This window comes from Flagellimonas abyssi (assembly GCF_019457905.1).
Classification (GTDB): domain Bacteria; phylum Bacteroidota; class Bacteroidia; order Flavobacteriales; family Flavobacteriaceae; genus Flagellimonas; species Flagellimonas abyssi.
Genome location: NZ_JAHZSV010000010.1, coordinates 146925 through 163603, shown reverse-complemented (window position 1 = coordinate 163603; position 16679 = coordinate 146925). Strand labels below are relative to the sequence as shown.

The window sequence follows — 16679 nt, the reverse complement described above, 5'->3', positions numbered from 1 at the left end:
GGTAATGTGGCACATAAAAACTCGGATTCATGGTTTTATAAACGGTAACGACCAATCATAACACCTCCAAAACACGTTCCAAGGCCATTCCCCGCGAACCTTTAATGAGGAGTGATGCTTTTTCCAAAGGATGCTTTGTCAGATGCTCTTTTAAGGCATCAAATGATTTGAATTTACTCAAAGAAGTATTGGTTCCATAGAAATTCTCGCCTACCAAATAGATTTCGTCAAAATGAAGGTTTTCTGCAAGGTCGGAAATGGCCTGATGCTCTTCGGCCGCAGTATTGCCAAGTTCAAACATATCTCCAATGATCAAAGTTTTTCTTTTGGCCTTCATCAGGCTGAAGTTTTCCAAGGCAGCTCTCATACTCGTAGGGTTTGCGTTGTAGGCATCGAGAATAATGTCGAACCCATTCTTTGAAAGTAATTGCGACCTATTGTTTTCGGGACGATAACCCTCAATGGCCGATTTGATATCCTCAATGGGAACATTAAAATATTTTCCCATTAAAATAGCGGCGCAACAATTGGAAAAATTGTATTTGCCCACCAATTGTGTCTGTATTTGTGTTCCTTCCACCTCCAGAGCTACATAGGGGTCGACCCCAAGGAACTTTATTTGATAATATTGATGGTCGCTGGAGCTAAAGCCCATTTTTTTGGTATAGTTTGCCAATTTCTTCTTCTGAATGTCATCATCGGCATTTAAGAAAACATATTTGTTGTGGCTGATTAAATAATCATAAAGTTCACTTTTCCCTTTGATAACGCCTTCCACACCTCCGAAGCCTTCCAGATGGGCCTTTCCAAAATTGGTGATGTAGCCAAAATCGGGCTGGGCAATGTTGCATAGGAATTCAATTTCCTTTTTATGGTTGGCGCCCATTTCCACAATGGCGATTTCAGTATCCTCTTTTATGGACAATAGGGTCAATGGAACTCCAATATGATTGTTGAGGTTGCCTTGTGTGGCAACGGTCCTGTATTTTTTAGAGATAACCGCATGGATAAGTTCCTTGGTAGTGGTTTTACCATTGCTCCCGGTCAGGGATATGATTTTGGCATTGGAATAATTCCTTTGGTACGTTGCCAACTGTTGCAAGGTGGCCAAAACATCCTCAAACAGAAGAAACCTGTCGGAAGTCTTGAATTCTTCCTCGTCGATTATGGCGTAGGCAGCTCCATTGTCCAACGCGCTTTGCGCAAAAGCATTGCCGTTAAAGTTGGGGCCTTTCAAGGCAAAAAACAGACAGTTTTTGGTGATTTTCCGGGTGTCCGTACTTATGGTGGGATGCTCTAAAAATAGAGCGTGCAACTCTTTCATCATCATAAATCGAAGATAAAAAAAAGCCCCGACCTTTTTGGCCGGGGCTTTTAAAATACTCAAGAAGTTTTTTATCTCGCCTTTTTGTGGCGTACCGTCTTTTTAGATCTGGATTTAGATCCAACTCTGGACATGGCACATCTAAAGCCGATATCATCCGTTGCCATATATTGTGGCAAGTATCTACGTTGTGCAGGGTCCAACCAGTAAGCGCGATCTCTCCATGATCCACCTTTGTACACGCGAACCTCGTTGTTGATCAAGGATGTTCTGTAGTTGGATTCGTCATACTGGCGAACAATCTCACCATCCTCGTTGCGCTCAACTTTGTGTTTAGGGGAGTCGTACATTTTTTGGGTATCTCCATCTTCTTCGCTAAAGCGGTTAAAGAATCTAGACGACCCTGGGTCTCCATCTCTAAACCCTCTGTTATCACTTTTATCGAAGTTGGTTCTTAGGTAGGTTTCTTCCTCTGTCACCGCAACTTCTTTGATTTCTCCAGGAAGATTGATAGCTACGATTTTACCATTTGGCAAGGTATCGTATACAATTTCATCCCTCAATATTTCCACTTTTCCATCTTCGCCAATGGCTTTTTTCATGAAAACGTTTCCACGGTAGTAGTTGAAGTCACTTATTTCATCATCAACAATAGGACGGTAAACATCGGCAACCCATTCGTTTACGTTACCGGCCATGTCGTAAAGACCAAAGTCGTTAGGTTTGTATGATTTTACTTGGCCTGTGATGTCGGCACCATCATCTGACCATCCAGCAATACCGCCGTAATCACCTTTTCCTTGTTTAAAGTTGGCCAATTGGTCCCCTCTACCCACACGTTGACCGTTACGGGTATAGTCACCTTCCCAAGGATATTTTTTTCTACCTCTGTAGTTATTGTATTCCCTAGTTCCAACAAGTGCCTGTGCAGCATATTCCCATTCAGTTTCAGTGGGGAGTCTGTATTCCGGCATAATTACCCCGCTACTCCTTTTGGCAAAGGAATTGATGGAATCTTTCTTTTGTTTTCCTTGAAGTGAATCAATTTCACCTCCATAAACAGATTCTGGATTGTTTAAGTAAGCCTCAGTACTGAAAGTACCTTCTAGTTCTCCGTTCAACACCTTGTATTTGGTATCGTCGGCAAGGTAGCCCTCCCTTTCGAGCATTACCTCGTTCACCCTATCGGTTCTCCATTCGGCATATTGCGTGGCCTGTACCCAGTTGACACCTACCACGGGATACTCGGCATATGCTGGGTGTCTTAGGTAGTTGTTTGTCATTGTTTCGTTAAAGCCCAGTCGGTTTCTCCAGACCAAGGTATCTGGTAGGGCACCTTCGTATATGTTGGCGTATTTTGGGTCATCTGGAGGGTATACCGCCTTTAGATAATCCAAGTACTCTAGGTACATCACGTTGGTTACTTCGGTCTCATCCATGTAGAATGATTGGACGTGCTGCTGGGTTGGCGTATTGTTCCAATCGTGCATAATATCGTCCTGGACTTTACCTTTGGTAAAAGTTCCACCCTCTACAAATACAGTTCCTGGAGGCGTTTCTTGCTCTTTAAAATCCGAATTGTATTGGAAGCCTCCTTCTTTGGCATTGATTTTCCAACCTGTGGCTCTGGAGACGTTCTTTGATGAGGAAGAGTTTTTGCAACTGGAAAAACTTCCCATCACTACGGCGCAAGAAAGTACAACTTTGATTAAGTGTTTTTTCATAATTTGGGCTTGAGTACTTTAAAAATCAGGGTTTTTACCCTCAGTATCTTCGACTTGTTTTGATTTTTTAAATCTTTCGATGGCATTAGAACGGTGTTTTTACCATTATATTTTGTGCTCATCAAATATTTGTAACACCCGAAAAATGCGGCATGTTACATTTCAGTAACGGAGAAGGTTCCAAAATAGTATGGACAAATCGGTTTTTAACGGTCAATAAAGATAAGTGTGCTTATTTTTTTGCCTTTTAATCAAATTAGATGCGATTTGGACATTCGGTATTAGAAATATGTCCTTCTATATAAGAATTTCCTCAAAAGACCGTTAATGTGTAATAAGTCCAAAGGAATTATTTTGGATTCAATAACTTTACTAAACGCTAAATACTTAGAATGAGAAAGTTACTCGTATTGGTGTTGCTGGTCATCGTAGGTGCTACATCGATGAGTGCACAACAAGAAAGGGCGATCACTACAGCAGTTCCATTTTTGACCATTGCAGCCGATGCGCGGGCCTCCGGTATGGGGGATATGGGTGTTGCCACCTCCTTTGATGCGTATTCCCAGCAATGGAACCCTGCCAAATATGCTTTTGCCAATAAAAAATCAGGGGTAGGGATAAGTTATACCCCGTACTTGGAAACCATTGTAAACGATGTTTCCTTGTTAAATGCCAATTATTACAACAAGCTTAACGACCAAAGTGCTTTTGCATTTGGATTGCGTTATTTTGGATTGGGTGAAATAGAATTAAGGCAAACCATAGATCAAGATCCAACTTTGGTAAAACCCAATGAGTTTGCTTTGGATGGTTCTTATTCCCTAAAACTGAGCCCAACATTTTCCATGGCCGTAGGGGGTAGGTTTATAAGTTCAAATCTAAGATTCCAGGATGGCGTGCAAGATTCACAGGCAGCTAATGCATTTGCTGTGGATGTTGCAGGATTTTACAGGTCCAGGGAAATTGCATACAGTAATTATGATGGACGTTGGAGAGCTGGATTTAATATCTCCAATTTGGGAGGTTCGCTTCAATATGATGAGGGAGGGCAAGAAAACTTTTTGCCTACCAACCTGAAACTGGGCGGTGGTTTCGATTTTATTTTTGACCAGGACAATGTTTTGGCCATCAATACCGAGTTCAACAAACTACTGGTCCCTACGCCAAGGGATTTTAACGGAGATGGACAGATTACCACCGAAGATAACGATGAATACCAGAACATAAGTTTCTTCAATGGAGTTTTCGAATCTTTTGGAGATGCGCCTGATGGTTTCAGTGAGGAATTGAAAGAGGTTACATGGGCGTTGGGTGCAGAGTACAGATTTAGAGAAGCCTTTATGTTGCGAAGCGGTTACTTTAACGAAAGTGAGGAGAAGGGGTCCCGTAAGTTCTTTACATTGGGGGCAGGCTTCAAATTTAAATCGGCCCAAATAGACCTATCTTATCTGTTCTCGACCTCACAGGTCAGAAATCCTTTGGAAAACACATTGCGTTTCTCGCTTAGCTTTGATTTTGGAGAGGAATTCTTCAACGATTAAAGTAGATGAAAATATTTATTTGAAAACCTGTCCGTTGGGGCAGGTTTTTTTATTTTTGAGTATATCCAAAGATTACATGGAAAAAAGAAAAATTGGTTTTGAAATGCTCATTTTTAATGATGCATCGGAGTTGTCACAAAACGAACAAAAATTGTTACAAGAGGCTGCCAAGGCTAGGGAGAATGCTTATGCCCCCTATTCCAAATTTAGGGTTGGGGCCGCGGTATTGCTAGAAAATGGAGAGGTCATTATTGGAAGCAATCAAGAAAACGCATCTTATCCTGCCGGTCTCTGTGCCGAACGCGTAGCTATTTTTCATGCGGGAGCAAAATATCCGGGTATAGCCGTAAAAACTATTGCTATCTGTGCTTCATCGTCAAAGAATGGGGTAAGTTCGCCTGCAGCACCATGTGGTAACTGTAGGCAGTCCATCATAGAATATGAACAAAAACAGCGATCACCAATCTCACTATTGTTGAGTTCGGAATCTGGACCCGTTTATAAATGCAATTCCATGTCCGATATTCTGCCATTGGCATTCAATAGCTCATTTTTGGGCGATTCTTAATTCAATTCTTTTTCCAAAACAGATATATATGTATTTTTGCTCTTCCCTACGCAAGGGAAATTCATTTAATACAACAGTAGATGAAAAAAATCACCAAAGAAGTTTACCTTAAATGGTACGAGGACATGTATTTCTGGAGAAAGTTCGAGGATAAACTGGCCGCCGTATATATTCAACAAAAAGTTAGAGGTTTCTTGCACCTATACAATGGTCAAGAAGCGGTGCTTGCAGGTGCTTTGCACGCCATGGATCTTGAAAAGGACAGGATGATCACCGCTTACCGAAACCACGTTCAGCCGATTGGTATGGGAGTTGATCCCAGAAGAGTTATGGCCGAGCTTTACGGTAAGGTTACCGGAACCTCGAAAGGTATGGGTGGTTCCATGCACATTTTCTCCAAAGAACACCGTTTTTATGGTGGTCACGGAATCGTAGGGGGGCAAATTCCCTTGGGTGCCGGGTTGGCCTTTGGTGACAAGTATTTTAAAAGGGATTCTGTAACACTTTGTTATATGGGCGATGGTGCCGTAAGACAAGGATCGTTGCATGAGGCCTTCAACTTGGCTATGTTGTGGCAATTACCGGTAGTTTTCATTTGCGAGAACAACGGATATGCGATGGGAACCTCTGTGGCACGTACTTCACATTCCACAGAAATCTGGAAATTGGGTCTTGGTTACGAAATGCCCTGTAGCCCTGTTGACGGAATGGATCCTGCCATAGTTGCAAAGGAAATGGACAAAGCGATCGAGCGTGCCCGTACAGGGGGAGGACCAACTTTCTTGGAGATGAAGACGTACAGATACCGTGGACATTCCATGTCCGATGCGCAGCATTATCGAACAAAAGAAGAAGTTGAAGAGTATAAAAAGATAGATCCGATCACTCAGGTCAAAGATGTGATCCTTGAGAAAGGATATGCATCCGAGGACGACCTTAAGAAAATCGATAAAAAGGTGAAGGACTTGGTAAAAGAGTGTGAGAAATTTGCGGAGGAATCAGATTTTCCACCAAAAGAACAATTATACGACACCGTTTACGAACAAGAAGACTATCCATTTTTACAACATAAATTATAATTAGATGGCAGAAGTAATCAACATGCCTAGATTGAGCGATACCATGGAAGAAGGAACCGTGGCAAAATGGCTCAAGAAAGTAGGGGACAAGGTAGAAGAAGGAGATATATTGGCCGAAATCGAAACGGACAAAGCCACCATGGAATTCGAATCTTTTCATGAGGGAACTTTGCTCCATATTGGAATCGAGGAAGGTGATGGTGCTCCGGTTGATTCACTTTTGGCCATAATCGGTGAAGAGGGTGAGGACATTTCCGGTCTATTGAACGGCTCGGGAAGCTCATCGGAAGCTCCAAAAGAAGAAGATCCATCAGAAGATAAGGATTCTTCTTCCGAACAAGAGGAAGAAACTGAATCCAAGGATGATGAAAGTAGCGAGCCTGCCGATATTCCTGAAGGAGTAGAAATCGTGACCATGCCCCGATTGAGCGATACCATGGAGGAAGGAACGGTCGCCAGCTGGTTAAAGAGCGTTGGGGACAAAGTGGAAGAAGGAGACATATTGGCCGAAATCGAGACCGATAAGGCAACGATGGAATTTGAATCCTTCTATTCCGGAACTCTTTTACATATTGGTATTCAAGAAGGTGAAGGAGCTCCTGTAGATTCCTTATTGGCCATTATTGGCCCAGAGGGAACCGATGTTGATGCTGTTTTGAATGCGAAATCATCAGGTGGTTCATCTAAGAGCGCACCTAAAAAAGAAGCATCCAAAGATGAAGCTCCGAAAAAAGAAGAATCATCCAAAAAAGAAGAAACAGCTCCGGCCACACAAGATGGTCAGCGCATATTTGCTTCGCCATTGGCCAAAAAGATTGCTGATGAAAAAGGAATCAACTTGGCAGATGTAAAAGGGACTGGCGATAACGGAAGAATCGTTAAAAAGGATATAGAGAACTTTAAGCCATCCGAAAAAGCAGCTCCTGCGGCAGAAAAAACCGAAGCTGCCCCTGCAGTGGCACCGGTTACACTTCCAGTTGGTGAAGAAAGTGTGGAAGAGGTTAAAAACTCTACAATGCGCAAGGTAATTGCCAAGCGTTTGGGGGAATCCAAATTCACTGCACCACATTATTACTTGACCATTGAGGTGGATATGGACAATGCCAAGGCATCCCGTGCACAAATCAACAGTTTGCCGGACACCAAAGTATCTTTCAACGATATGGTTCTGAAAGCTTGTGCCATGGCCCTTAAAAAACATCCGCAGGTAAATACGTCGTGGAATGGTGATTCCATGATATACAAACATCACATTCACATGGGGGTTGCCGTCGCCGTAGATGAAGGTCTTGTAGTTCCCGTAATCAAATTTGCTGATCAGATGAGTTTGACCCAATTGGGTACTGCAGTAAAAGATTTGGCCGGAAGAGCAAGAAACAAGAAAATTAAGCCGGATGAAATGGAGGGAAGTACCTTTACGGTTTCCAACTTGGGAATGTTCGGTATTCAAGAGTTTACTTCCATTATAAATCAGCCTAACTCTGCCATTCTATCCGTAGGGGCAATCGTTGATAAACCTGTGGTTAAAAATGGCGAGATTGTAGTTGGAAGTACCATGAAGGTAACTTTAGCCTGTGACCACAGAACTGTTGATGGAGCTACTGGCGCTCAGTTCTTACAGACCTTGAGAGCGTACTTGGAGAACCCGGTGACTATGTTGGCCTAGATTTGTCGACACAAGCACATTCAATAATACATATATTTAAAAGCATCCTTTTTTGGGATGCTTTTTTTATCTTTAAAAAAATCAAAAAAGAACAAAAATGAGAATACTGTCATATGTTTTCACAGCACTATTTATAGTGAGTTGTGGTTCTGCAAAGGTTGTTCAAACAACAAGTGTATCACCAGAAATTAAAAAATCAAGTGGGACTTTTACCAATGCTGAGCGTGTCGGCGAAATAATGAATTATTTAGCGAGCGATGACCTTAAGGGAAGGGAGGCCGGAGACGAGGGAATTGAAATTGCTGCGACGTATATTGAGAATTATTTTAAGTCTTATCACCTCAAACCCTATTTTGAAACGTACCGCGACACACTTTCAAATTTTAAAAAACCTGCTTACAATATTGTGGGTGTTGTGGAGGGCAACGACCCTAATTTAAAGAATGAATATATTTTAATAGGTGCCCATTACGACCATATTGGTATCATTAAGCCGGAAAACGGAGATTATATTGCCAATGGGGCAAACGATAATGCATCGGGTACCACTTCTGTTTTGGAAATGGCGCGGTATTTTGGAACAAACAAAACGAACAAGCGTAGTATTATTTTTGCACTGTTCAGTGCAGAGGAGAAAGGCTTGTTGGGTTCCAAGCACCTGGCCCAAAAATTAAAAGAGCAGGATTTGAATCTGTATACCATGCTCAATTTTGAAATGACGGGTGTTCCTTTGCAGGGGAAGGACTATTTTGTATACATCACGGGGTACGATATGTCCAACTTGGCAGAGGTAAGCAATAGGTATGCTAAGGAAAACCTGGTAGGATTTTTACCAACTGCCAAGGAATTTAACTTGTATCAGAGGTCGGACAATTATCCGTTCCATGAAGAGTTTGGAGTGCCGTCCCATACGTTCTGTACGTTTGACTTTACCAACTTTAATCATTATCATAAGGTCGGTGATGAGAACAGTTTAATGGATTTTGGTCATATGGCCACATTGGTAAACAAAACAATTCCAGTTATTGAAGGCATCGCTAATGCTCCATCACAAGAAATCAAATTAAAAGAGTAGCATATTGTTTCGAACTGCCCAATGGTTATCGGGAGTAAGAAATCTGAAATATATTATGGCAAACATTATTATTACAGGCACAAGTAGGGGAATAGGGTTTGAATTGGTGAAACTTTTTGCAAGGGAAGGGCATCAGGTTTTGGCATTGTCACGGAATAGTAAGCCTGTGCAAAACCTGAATTTACCCAATGTGCAAACGTTACCCTTTGATTTGGGCAATCCTGCGGATTTTGAAAAACTAAATGAATTTTTGAACCAATGGCATGTAGTGGATGTCCTTATTAATAATGCAGGTCGGTTTTTGGGCAAACCATTTTCGGAAACCACAGCTGAAGAATTTGAGAGCGTTTACAAAGTAAACGTGTTCGGAGTAGCTGAAATAACAAAGACCGTACTCCCCTTGATGGGTCAAGAAGGACATGTGGTGACCGTGAGTTCCATGGGGGGCGTGCAAGGCAGCATGAAGTTTCCAGGACTCTCTGCTTACAGTTCAAGCAAGGGTGCTGTGATTACCTTGACCGAGCTATTGGCGGAAGAGTACAAGGAAACAGGACCGAGTTTTAACGTATTGGCCTTGGGTGCTGTACAAACGGAAATGTTGGAAGAGGCTTTTCCGGGATACAAAGCTCCCGTAACTGCATTGGAGATGGCCACCTATGTAAAAGAGTTTGCCTTATCAGGACAAAAATTATACAACGGTAAGCTGTTACAGGTAAGTAATAGTACGCCGTAGAAGCATAATTGAAACCGTTGGATAAACTTGTAACTTTATCCTTGTGAACGATACCCTTCAAAAATACCTTCCAGAGCTTGCAGTGGCTCCCTGTTTTGAATTGATCAAAACCCATGGAGTACATTTAAAGATTGTAAACCATCGAGTTACCCGGCACGGGGACTATCGAAGATTACCGAACGGACTGCATTTGATAACCGTAAATGCATCACTCAACAAATACCGGTTCCTGATTACACTCGTCCACGAAATAGCGCATTTGGTGGCCTTTGAAACGTATGGTCGTCGAATAAAACCGCACGGAGTGGAATGGAAGCGTACCTTTCAGCTCTTAATGGTTCCATTTATTCGGCCAGAGGTGTTTCCAACGCAACTGTTGCCCATAATTGCAAATCATTTTAAAAACCCAAAAGCCAGTAGTAGCACCGATGCTAGGTTGTCCATTGCACTTAAAGCTTTTGATGAGGAAGAGCGACAACTGAGTTATGTATACGAATTGCCCACGGGGAGTGTTTTTAGGTTGTATAATGGTAAATTGTATAAAAAAGGAAACAAGAAAGTAAAACGGTACGAATGTGTAGAGTTATCAACCGGGAGATTATATTTGTTTCAACCAAACGCGGAGGTTGAGTTGGTTCAAGATGTATCAGGATAACCGGCATTCTAATTAAAAAACAGCAAAATGAACAAGAATTATTACGCAGTTTTGATGGCAGGAGGAGTTGGTTCTAGATTTTGGCCGGTGAGTACATCATCCAACCCAAAGCAGTTTCACGATATGTTGGGGACCGGTAAGACCCTGATTCAAAAAACGTTTGATCGTTTAAACAAGTTTATTCCGACTGAGAATATTCTGATTTTGACCAATGAGCAATACAATGACTTGGTGTTGGAGCAATTGCCCATGGTAACACAAAACCAAGTGGTTCTAGAACCCGCGATGAGAAATACGGCACCTTGTATTTTGTATGCATCACTAAAGATTCAGAAAATGAACACCAACGCGGTAATGATCGTAGCGCCCAGTGATCATTGGATAGAAGATGAGGAAGCGTTTGAAAAGGATGTAACCGCATGTTTTAAGAAATGTGAAGAAGAAAATGCACTTTGCACCTTGGGGATTCAGCCAACCTTTCCCAATACCGGATTTGGTTATATCGAATTTGAAAAGGGAAGTGACCAAAACATTAAAAAGGTGTCCCAGTTCAGGGAAAAACCAGATTATGAAACCGCAAAAGAGTTTTTGGCACAAGGTAATTTTCTATGGAACGCAGGTATTTTTATGTGGAGTGTAGAAACCATAGTGGAAGCCTTCAAAAAATATCAGCCAAATCAATACAAACTATTTGGTAAAGGTATATCCTGTTACAACACAAGTGAGGAAAGAGCTTTTATCCAAGAAAATTACCCCAAGGCGGAAAACATATCCATTGATTATGCTATCTTGGAACAATCCAAATCCATTTATACCCTTCCGGCAACTTTTGATTGGAACGATTTAGGAACCTGGGGCGCTCTCTATGACAAGTTGGAGAAAGATGAAAACGAGAATGCAGTGGTAAATGCGGACACCCTTTTGGAAAATGCAAAAGGCAACATGATCCTTTCTCCAAAAGGGAAGGTAGTTGTGGTAGATGGACTAGAGGATTATATTATTGTAGATAAAGAAGAAGTGTTGCTTATTTATCCAAAGGACAAACAACAGGATATTAAAAAAGTATTGACCCAAGTAAAAGAAAAATTTGGGGATCAGTTTGCATAGCCATGAGTGAATATTTAAGGGAAGATCAGTTGACCCCCAATGACGATAACGATAGCGGGGATGAGGTAAAAAAGGACTTTAAAGGGCTTTTGGGCAGCGTGCGCAAGTTTCTATCGGACTTGTTGGAAATCCGTTCCAATACTGACGCTGCGGCCACAAAGGAATCCATTATTGCGGATATTCCCTTTAAAGGACATACCTCGTGGATTTTGGTATGTTCCATTTTTATTGCCTCCATTGGGCTAAACGCCAACTCAACAGCGGTGGTTATAGGTGCCATGCTTATTTCGCCGTTAATGGGTCCTATTCTTGGGATGGGTATGTCGTTGGCCATTAATGATATTGATACGTTGCGTAGGTCGCTCAAGAATTTTACCGTAATGGTGGTTTTGAGTGTGATCACCGCATTCCTGTTCTTCTACTTTTTTCCACTTCGGGACGAATCTTCCGAACTGTTGGCGCGTACCAAGCCCGATATTCGGGATGTGCTGATTGCATTTTTTGGTGGGCTTGCACTTGTGATCGCTCGAGCTAAAAAGGGAACCATTGCCAGTGTTATTTTCGGTGTGGCCATCGCAACAGCTTTGATGCCTCCACTTTGTACGGTAGGTTTTGGTTTGGCCATCGGCAAGCCGTGGTATGCTGCTGGGGCCATGTACCTGTTCATTATCAATACGATTTTTATTGGTCTCGCCACCTTCTTGGTCATCAAATTTTTGAGGTTTCCCATGGTGCGATATGCCAATTCACAGCGCAGGAGATTGATTGCCCGTTTGGCTTCCATTACAGGTATTTTGGTTATGATTCCGGCCGGATTTACCTTTTACAATGTGTTTCAGGAGTCGCTTTTTATGAAACAGGCACAAGAGTTTTTAAAAGGTACAGTAGAGGTATATCAGTTTGATGGTGCTGGAAGATACGTGGACAATCTCACTAAATTGGAGTATGTGGATGATGGTACTTCAATGATAGAAGTGGTTTTTATGGGCGATGAATTGGTTCCAGAGAATATCATCAATACATGGAGAACCCAGAAGAATGAATACAATAGACTCAAGGACGCCGAACTCCATATTATTCAAGGAGGAAGGGATGATTCAGAAGAGAAGTTCAATTATGTGAGTGAACTTTATGAGAAGAACAAAGCCGAATTGCTGAACAAAGATGAGCAAATCAGATTGCTTGAAGAAGAATTGGCTACTTTGACCAAAAATGCGGGAAAACAAATTCCTTTTCAAAACATAAGCGCAGAAGCCAAGGCCAATTATGAGAATATCGATGCCCTAAGTTTCTCGTACCAGATACGAACCAATTTTAAAAAGTTGGATACCATTCCTGTTTTTGAGGTAGATTGGAAAAGCGGATTGAGCTCTAGCCAAAAGGAAGCGGATACCAAAAAAATGTTGGCATGGTTAAAGTTGAGACTTCAGGACTCCACCTTGGTGATCAAGGAAGTTGAATAGCGTCAGTTTCTTTCTTCGATATACATTTGCCGAACCTTTTTGAACAATTCGGAGGAGTACACAAAGTCGGTAACCGCTTGGTTATCGGTCTTGAAGATTTCCTTATTGGTGCCTTCCCATTCTTTGAGTCCGTTTTTTAGAAAAATTATTTTTTCTCCTATTTCCATTACCGAGTTCATATCGTGTGTGTTGATAATGGTCGTAATGTCATATTCTTGGGTGATTTCGTGAATCAGGTTGTCGATTAGGATGGCGGTTTTTGGGTCAAGCCCAGAGTTGGGTTCATCGCAGAACAGATATTTTGGGTTCATAACAATTGCTCTTGCAATGGCGACTCGTTTCTGCATACCACCGGATATTTCGGCAGGAAATCGTTTGTGAGCATCCACCAAGTTGACTCGCTTCAACACAAAATCCACACGATCTTGCTTTTCCGATTGCGACTGTTTAGTGAACATATCCAAAGGAAACATTACATTTCCCTCAACGGTCATGGAATCAAAAAGGGCGCTGCCCTGAAAAACCATCCCCATTTCCTGCCTTAGATTTCTTTTTTGTTTTGTCGAAAGCTCGGAATAGATTTGGCCATTGTAGCAAATGTTTCCTTCATCAGGTTCAAAAAGTCCTAAGAGACATTTTAAGAAGACTGTTTTCCCTGAACCACTTTGTCCAATTACAAGATTTGTTTTTCCTTTTTCAAATGTTGTTGAAATTCCTTTGAGTACGTGGTTGTCTCCAAACGATTTATGTATGTTATCTACCTCTATCATTAGCCCAACAATAATTGTGTTAAAATATAGTTCACGATAATAATCACAACACTGGTCCAAACAAACGATGTGGTGCTGGCCTTGCCTACCTCCAAAGCTCCGCCCCTCATGTAATACCCATGAAAGGATGGTACCGTCGCGATTACAAAAGCAAAGACTACTGACTTGATCAGTGCATAGGTGACATGATAGGAATTAAAATCCATCTGAAGGCCCTGTATAAAGTCGCCGCTAGGTGCAAAACCTCCAAAAACAGCGGCCACCCACCCTCCTAAGATGCCTACGAACATGGAAATTGCCACTGCGAAGGGGTATAGCATAATGGCTACAATTTTTGGGAACACGAGATAGTTCAAGGAGTTTATCCCCATAACTTCAAGAGCATCAATTTGTTCCGTAACACGCATGGTGCCAATGCTGGAAGTAATGTAAGAGCCCACTTTTCCCGCCATTATTATAGAGGTGAATGTCGGTGCAAATTCCAGTATTACGGATTGTCTTGCCGCAAACCCGATAAGACTTTTGGGCAAAAGAGGATTGGTCAGGTTAAGGGCGGTCTGTATGGTGACAACTCCCCCAATAAAAAAGGATATGAATATGATGATGCCCATGGCCCCAAAGACCAATTCATCAACTTCCTTGAGAATCAAGGTTTTCATAATACGCCACTTGGTAGGCTTTTTAAATACTTCCCAAATCATGATGAAGTATTTTCCAATCGCTTCTAGGTATTTCATGCGTTTTTTGGACTTGAGATGATAAAAATAAGAATATTGTGCAGCTTTTAACCTTCATTTAAATTTTAAAACGGGATAAATGAATAGTTTTGCCCTAATTAGATTAAACCTATAACATGAGAACAACCAACCTTATAGTTTCCATTTTAGCATTGTGCATGATCAGTATGTCCTACGGACAGCGAAGAAAGAAGAACGATGCGGAAGTACAACAACCAGCGCCCATCGCACAATCGCCTAAACTCGTAGTGGGCATTGTGGTAGACCAGATGCGATACGATTATCTCACACGTTTTTGGAATCAGTACGGAGAAGGGGGCTTTAAGCGATTGGTAAACGAAGGGTTCAATTGTAAAAACAACCACTTTAACTATGCGCCCACCAGCACAGGGCCGGGCCATACCTCGGTGTATACGGGAACAACCCCAGCAACGCACGGTATCATCGGAAACGATTGGTTCGATAAGGAATCCGGCGAAGATGTGTATTGCGCAGGAGATGATAGTTATGCTTCAGTAGGTACAACATCGGATGCCGGGAAAATGTCTCCACACCGTATGCTCACCACTACCATCACAGACGAATTGCGTTTACATACCCAAAAAAGGGGGAAAGTAATCGGAGTGGCTTTAAAAGATAGAGGTGCCATTCTTCCAGCGGGGCATGCAGCAAATGCAGCATACTGGTTCGAGGGCGGACAAGATGGCAACTGGATTACAAGCACTTATTACATGGATGAATTGCCCCAATGGGTAGTGGACTTTAATAGTTCGGATATAGTAGAGTCGTACAAAAAGCCATGGAATACGCTAAAGCCTATTGAAACGTATGTAGAAAGTGGTTTGGATGCCAATACTTATGAAGGGTTGCAAGAAGGGGAGGCCAGCAATACTTTTCCTCATGACCTTCCGGCAATTTGGGATCAAAACGGTCAGTTCGATTTGATAAGAAGAAGCCCTTATGGAAATAGCATTACAGCTGACTTTGCCTTGGCTGCTTTGGAAGGCGAAGAGCTTGGAGCAGATACCATCACTGATTTCTTGGCCATTAGTTTTTCCAGTACGGATTATGTAGGTCACTTTTTTGGGGTGAACTCTAAGGAGATTGAAGATACTTACATAAGATTAGATCAAGATTTGGCCCGTATTTTCTCTACTTTGGATGAGAAGGTGGGAGAAGGCGAGTATACTGTGTTCCTTACAGCGGACCATGCTGCTATCGATGTTCCGTCTTATTTGATAGATTCCAAGATTCCTGCAGGGTATTTGGATATGAACGGTATGAAAACAAAGTTTGGCGAGTTTCTTCAGTATAAATACGGAACTACAGATGTGGTAAGGAACCTTTCCAATTATCAATTGTTTTTAGACCATAAAATATTGGCCAACTTGGATATCGACCTAGAAGATGCCCAAGAAGATATTGCCATGGAATTATTGACCTACGATGGCATTGGTCAAGTATACACAGCCCATCAAATGTGGGAGAACGAATATATCGAAGGTATACCGTACATTTTGCAGAACGGATACAATCAAAAACGTTCTGGAGATATTCTTTTGGTTCCCAATGTGGGTTATATTTCGTACAGTAGAACAGGCTCCACACACGGTTCGCCTCAAATCTACGATACCCATGTGCCGTTATTGCTTTATGGTAAAGGGATTAAACAGGGAAGTACGGTAAACCGTACGGAGATTCCTGATATTGCACCCACCATTGCAGCTTTGCTGGGCATTGCGTTCCCAAGTGGTGCCACGGGTCAGCCTATCGGGGAGGTTTTGGAGTTTGATTAGTTAAGGCACAAAGATGCTATAAATGCCGGTTTCAGGGTTTATTTCATAGTCTGAACCTGATATTTCAATGTCCGAATATTTCGTGTAAGAACAACAATCTTCAGAAATTCGTTCAGCATTTAACTGCAGTGTAAACAAGAATTCGTTCTTTGCCGTAATTAGGTAGTTGATAGTTTCGGTTTCCCAACCAACAGTATTGATGTTCAATAGATTAGTGCCTCCGTTTTGAGCGATGGAGAATTCCACTGATTGGTTGTTTGATTGATTAACAATCTCAATTTCATTGGAAGTATAGGTGCCGTTGGAAATCAAGTTATCTCCAGAATCTTGGGATACAAGTTCGAACAGTAAAGGTTGTGGCGGCGTAAAGCATTCGTTGCATTCCTTCTTACAAGCAAGAAAAATAAGGAAAACGATTATGGAATTTATTTTAGACATTTT

The 16679-nt window shown here is 41.9% G+C and carries 15 protein-coding genes; 10 read left to right on the top strand and 5 right to left on the bottom strand.

Features of this window, described 5'->3' with window-relative positions; translation table 11 throughout:
* Window positions 1–55: 55 nt before the first annotated feature.
* Both K1F36_RS09275 and gldJ read right to left on the bottom strand, forming a co-directional pair.
* Entirely contained in the window at window positions 56–1330 is a 1275-nt protein-coding gene (locus tag K1F36_RS09275) for a UDP-N-acetylmuramoyl-tripeptide--D-alanyl-D-alanine ligase (RefSeq protein ID WP_220113597.1), read from the bottom strand.
* A gap of 65 nt (window positions 1331–1395) precedes the next feature.
* Window positions 1396–3048, bottom strand: coding sequence for a gliding motility lipoprotein GldJ (gldJ, locus tag K1F36_RS09270; protein WP_220113564.1), 1653 nt, complete (start codon window positions 3046–3048; stop codon window positions 1396–1398).
* Window positions 3049–3440: 392 nt separating this feature from the next.
* Between gldJ and porV the strand changes: the two genes are divergently transcribed.
* The 9 genes from porV to K1F36_RS09225 all read left to right on the top strand — a co-directional run bounded on the left by porV (window position 3441) and on the right by K1F36_RS09225 (window position 12935).
* Window positions 3441–4589, top strand: coding sequence for a type IX secretion system outer membrane channel protein PorV (gene porV / locus K1F36_RS09265; RefSeq protein ID WP_220113563.1), 1149 nt, complete (start codon window positions 3441–3443; stop codon window positions 4587–4589).
* A 76-nt stretch (window positions 4590–4665) separates the two neighbouring features.
* Complete coding sequence (cdd, locus tag K1F36_RS09260) at window positions 4666–5157, top strand: cytidine deaminase (protein WP_220113562.1); 492 nt, start codon at window positions 4666–4668, stop codon at window positions 5155–5157.
* A gap of 80 nt (window positions 5158–5237) precedes the next feature.
* Complete coding sequence (gene pdhA, locus K1F36_RS09255; protein WP_166249105.1) at window positions 5238–6236, top strand: pyruvate dehydrogenase (acetyl-transferring) E1 component subunit alpha; 999 nt, start codon at window positions 5238–5240, stop codon at window positions 6234–6236.
* A 4-nt stretch (window positions 6237–6240) separates the two neighbouring features.
* Window positions 6241–7902 (top strand): pyruvate dehydrogenase complex dihydrolipoamide acetyltransferase, encoded by a 1662-nt coding sequence (locus K1F36_RS09250; protein ID WP_220113561.1) that lies wholly within the window; start codon window positions 6241–6243, stop codon window positions 7900–7902.
* Between the two features lie 97 nt (window positions 7903–7999).
* The gene (locus tag K1F36_RS09245; RefSeq protein WP_220113560.1) at window positions 8000–8977 is read left to right on the top strand and encodes a M28 family metallopeptidase; all 978 of its coding nucleotides are present in this window, start codon (window positions 8000–8002) and stop codon (window positions 8975–8977) included.
* A 55-nt stretch (window positions 8978–9032) separates the two neighbouring features.
* Window positions 9033–9710 carry an SDR family NAD(P)-dependent oxidoreductase gene (locus K1F36_RS09240; protein WP_220113559.1) on the top strand — a complete coding sequence of 226 codons (678 nt, stop codon included), beginning with the start codon at window positions 9033–9035 and terminating at the stop codon, window positions 9708–9710.
* A gap of 43 nt (window positions 9711–9753) precedes the next feature.
* Window positions 9754–10365 carry a SprT-like domain-containing protein gene (locus K1F36_RS09235; protein WP_220113558.1) on the top strand — a complete coding sequence of 204 codons (612 nt, stop codon included), beginning with the start codon at window positions 9754–9756 and terminating at the stop codon, window positions 10363–10365.
* Window positions 10366–10392: 27 nt separating this feature from the next.
* A complete protein-coding gene (locus K1F36_RS09230) occupies window positions 10393–11472 on the top strand; it encodes a mannose-1-phosphate guanylyltransferase (RefSeq protein ID WP_220113557.1) in 1080 nt (359 codons plus the stop codon).
* A gap of 2 nt (window positions 11473–11474) precedes the next feature.
* Window positions 11475–12935, top strand: coding sequence for a DUF389 domain-containing protein (locus K1F36_RS09225; protein ID WP_220113556.1), 1461 nt, complete (start codon window positions 11475–11477; stop codon window positions 12933–12935).
* Window positions 12936–12937: 2 nt separating this feature from the next.
* Here K1F36_RS09225 and K1F36_RS09220 read toward each other — a convergent pair whose 3' ends face one another.
* Window positions 12938–13705, bottom strand: coding sequence for an ABC transporter ATP-binding protein (locus tag K1F36_RS09220; protein WP_220113555.1), 768 nt, complete (start codon window positions 13703–13705; stop codon window positions 12938–12940).
* Entirely contained in the window at window positions 13705–14442 is a 738-nt protein-coding gene (locus K1F36_RS09215) for an MlaE family ABC transporter permease (RefSeq protein WP_220113554.1), read from the bottom strand. The genes K1F36_RS09220 and K1F36_RS09215 overlap by 1 nt, the downstream gene beginning before the upstream one ends.
* Before the next feature lie 116 nt (window positions 14443–14558).
* On the opposite strand from K1F36_RS09215, the gene pafA reads away from it, so the two are divergent.
* Window positions 14559–16238 (top strand): alkaline phosphatase PafA, encoded by a 1680-nt coding sequence (gene pafA / locus K1F36_RS09210; RefSeq protein ID WP_220113553.1) that lies wholly within the window; start codon window positions 14559–14561, stop codon window positions 16236–16238.
* Here the strand turns inward: pafA and K1F36_RS09205 are convergent, their stop codons facing one another.
* Window positions 16239–16676 (bottom strand): hypothetical protein, encoded by a 438-nt coding sequence (locus K1F36_RS09205; protein ID WP_220113552.1) that lies wholly within the window; start codon window positions 16674–16676, stop codon window positions 16239–16241.
* Window positions 16677–16679: the final 3 nt, after the last annotated feature.